The organism is Streptomyces sp. NPDC057877 (assembly GCF_042796855.1).
GTDB lineage: Bacteria > Actinomycetota > Actinomycetes > Streptomycetales > Streptomycetaceae > Streptomyces.
This window is the reverse complement of the sequence record NZ_JBHVMS010000006.1, coordinates 527,274-539,469: the sequence shown is the minus strand read 5'-3', so window position 1 is coordinate 539,469 and position 12,196 is coordinate 527,274. Positions and strand designations below refer to the sequence as shown.

Annotated in this window: 9 protein-coding genes; all 9 read left to right on the top strand. The window is 71.3% G+C overall.

Annotated features, from left to right (window positions below):
* Positions 1 to 350: 350 nt before the first annotated feature.
* The gene (locus tag ACFVQG_RS20965; RefSeq protein WP_383385201.1) at positions 351 to 632 is read left to right on the top strand and encodes a hypothetical protein; all 282 of its coding nucleotides are present in this window, start codon (positions 351 to 353) and stop codon (positions 630 to 632) included.
* A gap of 251 nt (positions 633 to 883) precedes the next feature.
* Positions 884 to 1,903, top strand: coding sequence for a phosphate ABC transporter permease subunit PstC (gene pstC / locus ACFVQG_RS20960; RefSeq protein WP_383385198.1), 1,020 nt, complete (start codon positions 884 to 886; stop codon positions 1,901 to 1,903).
* Positions 1,904 to 1,916: 13 nt separating this feature from the next.
* Entirely contained in the window at positions 1,917 to 3,296 is a 1,380-nt protein-coding gene (gene pstA, locus ACFVQG_RS20955; RefSeq protein ID WP_383385195.1) for a phosphate ABC transporter permease PstA, read from the top strand.
* Entirely contained in the window at positions 3,293 to 5,044 is a 1,752-nt protein-coding gene (pstS, locus tag ACFVQG_RS20950; protein WP_383385192.1) for a phosphate ABC transporter substrate-binding protein PstS, read from the top strand. Before pstA ends, pstS begins: the two co-directional genes overlap by 4 nt.
* Positions 5,041 to 7,518, top strand: a complete 2,478-nt coding sequence (locus ACFVQG_RS20945) for a hypothetical protein (protein WP_383385189.1) — start codon at positions 5,041 to 5,043, stop codon at positions 7,516 to 7,518. The genes pstS and ACFVQG_RS20945 overlap by 4 nt, the downstream gene beginning before the upstream one ends.
* A gap of 168 nt (positions 7,519 to 7,686) precedes the next feature.
* Positions 7,687 to 8,694, top strand: coding sequence for a hypothetical protein (locus ACFVQG_RS20940; RefSeq protein WP_383385186.1), 1,008 nt, complete (start codon positions 7,687 to 7,689; stop codon positions 8,692 to 8,694).
* Positions 8,695 to 8,800: 106 nt separating this feature from the next.
* A complete protein-coding gene (locus tag ACFVQG_RS20935) occupies positions 8,801 to 10,246 on the top strand; it encodes an Ig-like domain-containing protein (RefSeq protein WP_383385183.1) in 1,446 nt (481 codons plus the stop codon).
* Between the two features lie 99 nt (positions 10,247 to 10,345).
* Positions 10,346 to 11,284: a sortase gene (locus ACFVQG_RS20930; RefSeq protein ID WP_383385180.1), complete on the top strand. Its 939-nt coding sequence runs from the start codon at positions 10,346 to 10,348 to the stop codon at positions 11,282 to 11,284.
* 29 nt (positions 11,285 to 11,313) lie between these two features.
* Entirely contained in the window at positions 11,314 to 12,195 is an 882-nt protein-coding gene (locus tag ACFVQG_RS20925; protein ID WP_383385178.1) for a phosphate ABC transporter ATP-binding protein, read from the top strand.
* Position 12,196: the final 1 nt, after the last annotated feature.

The window sequence follows — 12,196 nt, the reverse complement described above, 5'->3', positions numbered from 1 at the left end:
GTTTCGGCGGAAAACCGAGGGGGAAATTCGGTGCAAATTTCAGCGGACCTGGCGACCACCTGGGCGGACCGTGCCGTGCCCAACGGGCCCGTGTGGGGCCGCCGTTCGCCTTGGTCCGACTCCATGAACAAGGGGCAACTTCCACATGAAGCATGTCGAAGGCACTTAACCATCAGGATCGCGTTTCACATCCGGTTCACTAATCTGCGGATGCTGCTTGAACGGCGAACAAGGGGTGGGGATGGATGACGGCAAGACAGGGGGGCGCGGCCGTATCCGGCACGCGCTGTCACATAGACATTGGCGGGGACGGGACTTACTCATGGCGCCTCACGGCTCCGAACGGGCGCGTGGTGGCCATCGCCGCGCGTAGTTATCCGGGTCACGACGAGTGCCGGACGGCGTTCGAGTGGCTGTGCGCCGAGGTCGGGCGGCTGCCCGGGGGTGTGCACCACACCTCGGGGGGCAACGGCTGGGTCTGGCGGCTGCGTGATCCGGGCGGGGGCGCGCTGGCGGTGTCGGCGCGCGCCTATGAGCGGCACTCCACGTGCCAGTCCGCCTACGACCGGTTCCGTGCGCTGCTGGCCGATCTGGGGGCGGCCGAGGCGATTCCGTGGGACGAGGCGCCGTGAGGACGGGCGTGGGCGAGGACGCGCGAACGGGGGCGTGAGCACAGGGGCCGGACAGGCCCGGGGGCCGGACCCGCCGACCAGGGCGGGCCCAGGCCCCTTTTTGTGTGCCCGTGTGACCTGCGTCTTCGGTGTGCCTCCTGGGTGTGTTCCAGTCGCCGCGTTCACGCCAACCATGGAAGTTGCCCCTCAGGGGTGCCTCGTTCACATCCATGTGCGCGGGCGTCCATGACACCTCAGGAGCGTCGTTCCATGTGACGACCCGAATCCATGAGCTGTCCGCCGTACCCCCGGCGGACGACCCTCCGAGACGCCTGTACGCCGACTCCGGGATGCCCGACCGGGTGTTCCGGGGCGTCCTGCGCGGCGGCGGTGCCCTCGTGCTGGCGATCATGCTCCTTGTCGGGGGCTTCCTGACGTACCGGGCCTGGCAGGCGCTGTCGGTCGCGAGGTGGGGGTTCATCACGACCGAGGCCTGGGAGCCGGACGGCGGCAACTTCGGCATCGCCGCGGTGCTCGTGGGGACGGTGCTGATCGCGCTGGTCGCCATCGTGTTCGCCGTGCCGCTCGCGCTCGGGACGGCCCTGTACATCTCGGAGTACGCCCCGCCGCGGATCCGGCAGAGCCTGATCAGCGTGGTGGACCTGATGGCCGCCGTGCCGTCGGTGGTCTACGGCCTGTGGGGGCTGTTCTACCTCCAGGGCGAGGTGGTCACCCTCTCCCGCTGGATCTCCACCTACTTCGGCTGGATCCCCCTCTTCGCGGTCGACGGCGCCGATCCGACGGACCCGCTCGCCACCGCGACCGTCTTCACCTCCTCGACCTTCATCGCGGGCATGGTGGTGTCCCTGATGGTCGCGCCGATCATCTGCTCGGTGATGCGTGAGGTGTTCTCACAGGCGCCGGTGGGTGAGCGGGAGGGCGCGTACGCGCTCGGCGCCAACCGCTGGGGCATGATCCGCAGCGTCGTCCTCCCCTTCGGCAAGGGCGGCATGATCGGCGGCACGATGCTCGGCCTCGGCCGGGCGCTCGGCGAGACCATCGCCGTCTACCTGATCATCTCGCCGGTCTTCGTGATCCAGCCGCACATCCTCCAGAACGGCACCAGCTCGGTCTCCTCCCTGATCGCCCTGCGCTACGGCGAGGCGACCGAACGCGGCATGTCGGCGCTGATGGCCGCGGGCCTCGCGCTCTTCCTGATGACCCTCGTCGTCAACTTCGCCGCATCGTCGATCGTCGCCCGCAGCCGTTCCGGCGCGGCGAGCGACTCCTGAGGAGACGAGCCAGATGACCGTCACCGCCGCACAGAGCCCACCGCCGGGGGAGCCGGGGCCGGGCACCGGGCCCGGCCGCCAGGACCACGCCCGACCGCCCGCGCCCAGCACCACGGGCACCGTGACCACCACGCCCCCCGCGACCACCCTGCCCGCACCCCGCAGCACCCTCGGCCCCGCCGCACCCAGCGAGTCCCGCCGCAACCTGTCCCTGCTGCGGGCCACCGACGTCTACGCGATGCTCGGCGCGGGCGCCGCCGCCCTCGCGGTGACCTTAGTGATCTACGAACGGCTGCTGCCGTTCAACGGCACGCTCGGGTTCGTCGTCATCGCGGCCGTGCTCTTCCTCGGCACCTACGCGCTGCTGGTCTCGTTCGACGAGGACGGTCCCGCGGTCCGGGACCGGGTGGCCGCGGGGATCATCCGGGGCATCGGGCTGGTGATGCTGGCCTCGCTCGTCTTCGCGGTCGTCTACACCTTCTACGAGGGCCGCGAGGCGCTGCCACACCTGAACTTCTACACCCAGTCGATGTCCGACGCGGGCCCGGTCGAGCCGCTCAGCGTCGGTGGCATCCTGCACGCCGTCGTCGGCACGCTGTGGCAGATCGGCATCGCCCTGGCGCTCTGCATCCCGGTCGGGCTGATCTGCGCGGTCTTCCTCAACGAGGTGCCGGGCCCGTTCAGCCGGTTCGTCCGCACCATCGTCGAGGCGATGACCGCGCTGCCGTCCATCGTGGCCGGTCTGTTCATCTACGCCACCTTCATCCTGGGCCTCGGCTTCGAACGGTCCGGGCTCGCCGCGGCGCTCGCGATCTCGGTGATGATGCTGCCGATCATCATCCGCGCGGCGGACGTGGTGATCCGGCTGGTGCCCGGCACCCTGCGCGAGGCGTCGTACGCGCTCGGCACCTCGCGGTGGCGCACCGTGTGGCACGTGGTGCTGCCCACCTCCCGGTCCGGACTGACCACGGCGGTCATCCTCGGCACGGCCCGCGGCATCGGGGAGACCTCGCCGGTGCTGCTGACCGCCGGGTTCACCGCGGAGATGAACACCAACCCGTTCGAGGGCCCGATGGTGTCGCTGCCGCTCGCGACCTTCGAACTCGTCAAGTCCCCCGAGCCGACCTACATCGCCCGCGGCTTCGGCACCGGGTCGGTGCTGCTGGTGCTGGTGCTGATCCTGTTCGTCATCGCCCGTGTCATCGGCGGCCGGGGACCGGGCCAGCTGACCCGCCGCCAGGAGCACCGCCGGGTCCGGGCCTCGCGCCGGGACGCCCGGCGCTTCGCGGCGCGCGCCACCGCGGGCCAGCCGTCAGACCGCTCCGCACCGATGAGTTCCGCACCGACGAGTTCCGCACCGACGAGTCCCGCACCGACGAGGAGCACCCCGTGATACCCGCACCTGTCCGTTGCCCGCGCGCCGTGCGCGTGTCCCAGGGGCTGGCGCTGCTCGTCGCCCTGGTGTGCGTGCTGCTGGCCGTCCATCCGCCGGGCGCCTTCGCGGCCACCTACGTCAAGATCAGCGGCTCCGGCTCGACCTGGAGCGCCAACGCCATCGAGCAGTGGCGCCGCAACTCCAAGCAGTTGGGCATCACGGTCAACTACTCCTCGGTCGGCTCCACGGTCGGCCGCAACCAGTTCGCCAACGGGACCTCCGACTTCGGCGTCTCCGAGATCCCGTACGGGCTCACCGAGTTCGGCACCACGGACACCCCGCCCCGGCGCAAGTACGCGTACATGCCGATCGTGGCCGGTGGTACGTCGTTCATGTACAACCTGAAGATCGGCGGCAGGCAGGTCACCAACCTGCGGCTCTCCGGCGAGGTCCTCACCAAGATCTTCACCGGCAAGCTCACCATGTGGAACGCGCCGGAGATCAGGGCGGACAACCCCAAGCTGGCCCTCCCGGCCCGCCGGATCGTGCCGGTCGTGCGCTCCGACGGCTCCGGTACGACCGCCCAGTTCACGCTGTGGATGTCCAAGCAGTACGGCAGCCTGTGGAACGACTACTGCCGCCGCGCCAACAAGCCCACGCCGTGCGGTCTGACGTCGTACTTCCCCAACATCCCCGGCTCCGGCTTCGTCGCCCAGTCCGGCTCGCTCGGCGTCGCGGGCTACACCAAGCAGCCGCAGGCCGAGGGCGCCATCACCTACGTCGAGTACTCCTACGCCAGGAACGCGGGCTTCCCCGTCGCCAAGGTCCTCAACCGGTCGGGCTACTACGTCGAGCCGACCGCCTCCAGTGTGGCCGTCGCGCTCACCAAGGCCCGCATCAACAACGACCCGCGCTCCGCGAGCTATCTGACGCAGAACCTCGACGGCGTCTACTCCTACTCCGACCGGCGCACCTACCCCCTCTCCAGCTACAGCTACATGATCATCCCGACCAGGGAGGAGATGGGCTTCACCAAGGCCAAGGGCGCCTCGCTGAGCGCGTTCAGCAACTACTTCCTCTGCGAGGGCCAGCAGCAGGCCGACCGGCTCGGCTACTCACCGCTGCCGATCAACCTGGTGGAAGCGGCCATGGAGCAGGTGCGCAAGATCCCCGGCGCGGAGACCGAGAACATCAACATCCGCAAGTGCAACAACCCGACGTTCTCCTCCGACGGGACGAACGTGCTCGCCAGGAACGCCCCGTATCCGCAGGCGTGCGACAAGAAGGGCGCGGACCAGTGCGCCACCGGCACCGGCGGTGCCAAGCAGCCCACCTCGCCGAGCGGCGGCAGCGGCGGTGGTGGCGGCTCCGGCTCGGGCTCCGGTTCGGGCTCCGGCTCGGGTTCGGGCGGCGGCGGGTCGACCGGCGGCTCCGGTACGACGGGAGGTTCCGGCGCGACGGGAGGCGACGGCACGACCGGCGGCGCCGGTGACACCGGCGGGGCGGGATCGAGCGGCGGCACCGGCGACACCACCGGCGGGACGGTCGTCGACCCCGACACCGGTGAGGTGCTCAACGCCGAACAGGCCGCCGGGGACAGCTCCGTCGTCGCCAACCCGGTCACCCTCGGTTCCGGCGACGCCCTCGGACTGCGCACCGCCCTGATGGCACTGTCGGCCGTCCTGCTGGTCGGCATCGTGATCGGGCCACCGCTGGTCGCCCGGCTGATGGCGGGCCGGGCCCGGCGCGGCGGGGGTGCGGCATGACGGGCGCGGGGACCCGGGCCCGGCCGCGTGTGCGCGGCGGGGTGGCCTGTCTGCTGGCCGGGCTCGTGGTGGCCCTGCTGCCGCTGCCGTCCGCGACCACGACCGCCCAGGCGGCCGACGGCTCCGCGGTCACGGTGACCGGGAAGAAGGGCGAGTACGACGACTTCTCCGACCTGAAGGTGACCGTCCACCAGACCCGGGAGCTGCGCTCGCAGGGCGTGCGGATCACCTGGGAGGGCGGGGAGCCCACTCCGGCGGGCACCTTCAACTACAACTTCCTCCAGATCATGCAGTGCTGGGGGGACGACCCGGACGGGCCGGACCGGGAGCAGTGCGTCCTCGGCGGCACCGGCACGGGGTCGGTCCCGGGCGCCTTCACCACCTCCCGGGGCGTCAACACGGACCAGGACACCTACGGCAACGACCCGGACGAGACGGAGTACACCGGTTCCCGCGCGTTCGTCCCGTTCCAGCCGGTCGGCGGTCTCCCGGCCACCACCTCCGAGCGGGACCCCACCTACTTCGGTCCGCTGGACACCAACGAGCAGGTCGCCAACCGGACCTTCGGCAACGGCCGCGGCGAGGTCACCTTCGAGGTGCAGGACGGCATCGAAGCGCCCCACCTCGGCTGCGGCACGGACACCGCCCGCGCCGGTGGCGCCCCCGACCCCCGGCGGTGCTGGCTGGTCATCGTGCCCCGCGGGGTCCACGAGGCCGACGGGACGGACGTCACGAACCCGGGTGACGGCCGGTCCCCGCACCTGTCGTCCTCGCCGCTGTCCACGACGAACTGGGCGCAGCGGATGGTCGTACCGCTCGACTTCCAGCCGGTCGGCGAGTTCTGCACCGCGGGCCAGGCGGAACTGCCCATGTCCGGCTCGGAGTTGGTCACCGACGCCGTCACCTCCTGGCAGCCGAGGCTGTGCTCGGTCGCGGACCGGGCCTACGCCTTCACCCAGCGGGGGGAGGAAGAGGCCAGGAACGAGGTGCTGAGCACCTCCGAGGAGACACCCGTGCTGGGCTTCACCGTCGACCCGGTGGCCCAGGCGGAGGGCGCGCCGGACATCGTGCACGCGCCGGTGGCGGTGTCGGGACTCGCGATCGTGTTCTTCGTCGAAACCCCGTCCGGCGTGGTGCAGGACATGAAACTCACACCGCGGCTCGTGGCGAAAATGCTCACGCATTCCTATACGGACGACGTGAGTCTGGCCGAGCCCCCCGAACATGTGCGGGGAAACCCCGCGTCCATCCTCGACGACGAGGAATTCAAGAAAGTCAACCCCGAATTCCCCGAGGTGGACGCACGCCAGCTGCGGACCCTGATGGTGCCGTTGCAGAGTTCCGACACCACCCGGCTGATCTGGAACTGGCTCCAGTCGGACCAGGAGGCCAAGGAATTCCTCGCCGGACAGCCCGACGCCTGGGGAACGCGGATCAACCCGCACTTCGAGGACCTGAACCTGGCGGAGAACACCACGCTGGCCGACTTCCCCAAGGTGGACCCCACGACGACACCGGCACTGGCCAACAGCACGCCCCCGCTCACCTACGGGATCACCGACCTCGACCCCTACACGTCCGACCTGCACGACGGTGCCGTACGCACCCGCCGTGGCAACAACAACCGCACCATCCAGTGGGCGCCGGGTGATGGCCAGGTGCCCGCCAAGCTCATCAACGACCCTCCCGTGTCGGGCCGCCGCGCGGTGATGGCGATCGTGGACGCGGTGTCGGCGGAGCGCTACGGACTGGCCACGGCCGCCCTGCGCAACGCCGACGGCACCTTCGTCGAACCCTCGGCCGACTCGCTCACGGCGGGCGCCGCGGCCCTGCGGCCGTCGTCCGTGGACGCCGCCGTCCTCGCGCCGGATCCGGCCCGCGCCAAGGGCGGGGCGTACCCGCTGACGGCGGTGGCCTACGCGGCGGCCTCGACCGGCCAGGGCGCCGGGACCCGCAAGGCGTACGCGGAGTTCATCCGCTACGCCGCGGGGCCGGGCCAGACGACGGGCGTCGCGGCGGGCGAGCTGCCACCGGGGTACGCGCCCCTGCCGACCGCGCTGCGCACCCGGGCCGCGCAGGCCGCGGACGCGCTGGAGCGGGGCACGAGCGACGAGCCCCCGGGACCGGGCGGGTCGGGCGGCTCGGACGGCGGCGCCGGAGGGGGCGGCTCAGCGGGGCTCGGCGCGGCGGGCGGCGCCACCGCGGGCGGCACGGGCGGCGGCGCGGCGGGCGGTGGCACGGGCGGCGACGGCGGTCCGGGCGCCGATCCGTCGGCATCCGGTCCCGCGGCGGCCGACGCGGACGCGTCCGCCTCCCCGGAGGCACAGCAGAAGGTCGCGGAAGCGAGCGGATTCACCCCCAAAGACGTACTGGGAATTATTCGCTGGATTCTTCTGGTGGTTCTCTTCATCGGTGGGGCGGCGGGACTTTCGGGTCCGGTGATGCTGCGTTTCGCCCATCGGCGGACTCCCTAGGAGACATCTAGGAAGCTTGCTCGTAACCTTCCCCTCTTGGGGAATTGGTTGGCCGCGGTAAGGAAATTTGGAAATGTATTGCGTGGCCGGTCGACGGGTCGGCAGCAAGAGAATCCGGATTCAGCTTGAACGTCCAGCTTTCAGTAATCCAAAACAAGGGGTTCAGAAGTGAACGTCAAGTCTCGCGCCAAGATCGGTGCCGTTGTCGGCGCCGCGGCTCTCGGTCTCGGCATCCTGGCGGCTCCCGCGTCGGCGGACCCGAGCCCGGTCACTGACTACCGTCAGCTGGCGGGCGTCGGCTCCGACACCACGCAGTACGTCGTCAACGGCCTGGGCGAGGCCGTCACCAACGCCAACGGCAAGATCATCGCGTCCTGGAACGCCACCGGCACCGCCACGGTGAAGACCAAGGCGACCGGCTGCGACAGCGTGGCCCGTCCCAACGGCTCCTCCGCCGGTATCAACGCGCTGAACGCGGACATCGACAACGCCCTGGTCAACTGCGTCGACTTCGCCCGCTCCTCGCGCGGTCCGGCCGACACCAGCACCAACCACCTGACCTTCATCCCCTTCGCCAAGGACGGTGTCACCTACGCCACCGACCTGGGCAGCACCCTGCCGACCAACCTGACCACGGCGCAGCTCGCCGACATCTACAAGTGCACCTCCACGGCGTACCCGAACGCCCAGCCGCTGCTGCCCCAGTCCGGCTCCGGCACCCGCGCCTTCTGGCTGCAGGCCATCGGTGTCACCGAGGCCCAGCTGGGTTCCTGCGTCAACGGCAACGTCCAGGAGCACGACGGCGTCGCCATCGCCAACGGCAACCAGATCATGCCGTACTCGATCGCCCAGTGGATCGCGCAGGGCAAGGGCTTCGCCGACGTCCCCAACCGGCGCGGCGAGTCGCGGCTGCGCAGCATCAACGGCACCGCCCCGACCACGGGCTCGGGCACCGCGCTCGCGCTCAACACCGGCTTCACCCCGAACTTCCTGCGTGACGTCTACAACGTCGTCGAGACCGCGAAGCTGACCGGTGGCGCGAACCCCAACGCCGTCATCATCGAGACCTTCCAGGGCTCGACCTCCAAGGTCTGCGCCGCGTCCACCACGATCACCAACTACGGCTTCGGCACCGTCGCTAACTGCGGCGCCGTGACCCTGAAGGCCGAGCGCTGACCAGTGATCGTCCTGTGAACCACGCGTGACGGCCGGGCACCTCCCAGGTGCCCGGCCCGACGTGCTGTCCCTGTCCGACCGTCGACCGCCCCCGGGGGGCTACGAAATGTCAGTACCGCATCCCTTGCGAAGAACGGCCGCCGTACTGGCCGCCTGCGCTCTGCTCGCCGTGAGCCTGGTGGCCCTGGCCATGTCCCAGTCCCAGCCTGCCCGGGCCGCGTCCCTCGGTGAGTTCACCCTGACGCCCGGCACCGGGCAGCTCAGCGACCCGCAGCCGTTGGCAGGTGCCCTCGGCATTCCGGGTGCGTGTCCCGACGCCACCATCGAGGACATCAACTGGAACAGCGTCCTCAACCTGTACGTGGTGAAGGCCGACGGCACCGAGGCGGTGGCCCTCGGCGGCATCACCGAGGGCGGCCCGTACACGGGGGCGACGACCTCGGACATCTCACTGTCCGCCACGGACAACCCGGGCCTCGCGGTGAACTCCCTGGAAGGCGTCATCACCGGCGACGGCACCTACGAGCTGCGCGTGCGGTGCGTGGACAACTACGACTGGGCCGTGCCGCCGGACTCGATCGTCCCCGGTGACCCGTACTGGACCCAGAAGATCACCGTCACCGGCGACACCTGGGCGGTCGGTGAGGGCGCGGAGGCCACCAGTGTCACGGTCGCGGCCGAACCACAGGTGATCGAGCCCGGAGGGGCGGCCAAGCTGAGCGCCACCGTCTCGCCCGCGGAGGCGGTCGGCAGCGTCACCTTCCTGGACGGCGACACCTCGCTGGGCGAGGCCGCCGTCTCCGGTGGCAGGGCCGAACTGACGGTGTCCACGCTGGCCGTGGGACGACACGACATCGTCGCCCGCTTCACGCCCACCGACAGCGCCGCGTGGGGGGCGTCGGAGTCCCTGGAGCCGTACACCGTGACCGTGCAACTGCCGCGCTGGGAGATGCACGACGAGTCGGGACAGCGGCTGCCGCTCAATCCCACGCTGGAGCGCGGCCAGTCGGTGAAGATCATCATCCGTGGGTGTGAGCCGGGCGCCACCCTCACCATGTCCCTCGAGAACAGCGAGGCCCGGTTCCCCGACGCGACGGCGGATGCCGAGGGAACGGTGACCTGGCCGGAGCTGACCGTGCCCGACGACGCGGTGGCGGGCCCGAACGGCTGGGACCCCGCGCCGGACTGCGGGGGCCTGAACTCCGTCGGCGTGGTCACCTTCACCCTGGACGAGCCGTCGTCGTCCGAGTCCCCGTCGCCGAGCGACGACCCGTCGGACGACCCCTCCGACGACCCGACCGACGATCCGACCGACGACCCCACGGACGACCCGACCGACGACCCCACCGGTGACCCGTCCGGCACCGGCGGCGACTCCGGCGGCACGGGCGGCACGGGCGGCCCCTCGCCCACCGGTGGCCTCGCCTCCACCGGCAGCCAGCTCGCGCTCATCTCCGGCATCGGCGCCATCGTCCTCGTCGCGGCCGGTGTGTTCTTCGTGCGGTTCGGCCGCCGCAACGGGCTGCTGCACTTCGGCGAGCCCCGCGCGTAGCGGCTCCCGGGCAGCGACGGGCGGCGCGCGCTTCGGGCCGCGCCGCCCGCACCTCCCCGTCCACGACTTCCCCTCCCGCCTCTCCCAGGAGCGCACCCCGTGACCGTGCTGACCCCGCCCCCGCCGGCCGAGGCACCACCGGCCCCGGCCCCGCCCCCCGCGCCCGCCACCGCACGGCGGACGGTGCGCGAGCGGCCCGGCCTGGCGTTCGCCGGGGCCGCGCTGTGCGTGCTCGCCTCCCTGCTGCTCGGCTTCGCCGCCAACCTCACCCTCGTCGGCCACCTCCAGCACGCCCGCGACCAGGAGACCGCCTACGACGAGCTGCGCCGCCAGCTCGCCCTCGGGATCGCCCCGGTGGGCCAGCGGACGTACGAGGGCGACCTGCTGGCACCCGGCGCCCCCGTGGGGCTGCTGCGCATCCCGGTGCTGGGCCTGAAGGAGGTCGTCGGCGAGGGCACCACCTCCGGTGTGCTGATGTCCGGCCCCGGACACCGCCGGGACACCCCGCTGCCCGGCCAGGCGGGCACCAGCGTGATCATGGGCCGTCAGTGGGGGTACGGCAGCCCCTTCAACGACCTGCACCAGCTACCGCCCGGCAGTGAGATCCGGGTGACCACCGGCCAGGGCACCGCCGTCTACCGGGTCACCGCCGTCCGCCGCGAGGGCGACCCGCTGCCTCCCGTACTGGCGGAGGGCCGGGGCAGGCTCACCCTCATCACCGCGGAGGGCGGCCCCTACACCCCGTCCGGGACCCTGCGCGTCGACGCCGAACTGACGAGCGACGTCCAGCCCGCCCCGCCGCGCCCGCTGGCCCCCGGCTGGATCGACGAGTCCGAGCAGTCCCTGGGCACCGAGGGCGCGGCCTGGCTGCCGGTCTTCCTGTGGTCGCAGGCGCTGCTGGCCGCGGCGCTGCTCACGATGGCCGCCTACCGCGTGTGGGGCCGGTGGCAGACCTGGATCGTCGGCGCGCCCGTGCTGGCCGCCCTCGGCCTCGCCGTCTCCGGCGCCGCCACCCGGCTGCTGCCCAACCTGATCTGAACGCCGCTCTGACGAGGAGTCACGCCATCATGTCCGACACCGCCGACACGCTCGTCGACGAGATCCTCGACCCCACCCGGCGGACGAAGGCCGCCGTGGCCGACAGGGCGCCGCGCGGCACCGGCGCGGTGGGCAACCCGGCCACCCTGGAGGCCGACGCCATCTCCGCCTGGTTCGGCGACCACAAGGTCCTGGAACGGGTCTCGCTCACCATGCCCGCCCACATGGTCACCGCGCTCATCGGCCCCTCCGGCTGCGGCAAGTCCACCTTCCTGCGGATCCTCAACCGCATGCACGAACTGGTCGGCTCCGCCTCCCTCGCGGGCCGGGTCCTGCTCGACGGCGACGACATCTACGACCGTGGCCGCCGCATCACCCACGCCCGCCGCCAGATCGGCATGGTCTTCCAGAAGCCCAACCCCTTTCCCGCGATGTCCATCTACGACAACGTCACCGCCGGGCTGAAGCTCGGCGGCATCAAGGCGGGCAAGGCGGACAAGGACTGGCTGGTGGAGGAGTGCCTCACCAAGGCAGGTCTGTGGAAGGAGGTCCGCGACCGCCTGCGGCAGCCCGGCGGCGCCCTCTCCGGCGGCCAGCAGCAACGCCTGTGCATCGCGCGTTCGTTGGCGGTACGGCCCCGGGTGCTGCTGATGGACGAGCCGTGCTCGGCGCTCGACCCGACCTCCACACGGCGGATCGAGGAGACCATCCACGAACTGTCGGGCGAGGTGACCATCGTCATCGTCACCCACAACATGCAGCAGGCGGCCCGGGTCTCCCAGCAGTGCGCGTTCTTCCTCGCGGAACAGGGGACACCGGGCGTGATCGTCGAACACGGGCCGACGGACGCGATGTTCGGCAGCCCGCAGGACTCCCGCACGGCGGACTACGTGAACGGGCGGTTCGGCTGAT

Coding starts and splice junctions, on each gene's coding strand:
- pstA (WP_383385195.1), top strand. CDS start 1,917: ATGACCGTCACCGCCGCACAGAGCCCACCGCCGGGGGAGCCGGGGCCG.
- ACFVQG_RS20945 (WP_383385189.1), top strand. CDS start 5,041: ATGACGGGCGCGGGGACCCGGGCCCGGCCGCGTGTGCGCGGCGGGGTG.
- ACFVQG_RS20935 (WP_383385183.1), top strand. CDS start 8,801: ATGTCAGTACCGCATCCCTTGCGAAGAACGGCCGCCGTACTGGCCGCC.
- ACFVQG_RS20925 (WP_383385178.1), top strand. CDS start 11,314: ATGTCCGACACCGCCGACACGCTCGTCGACGAGATCCTCGACCCCACC.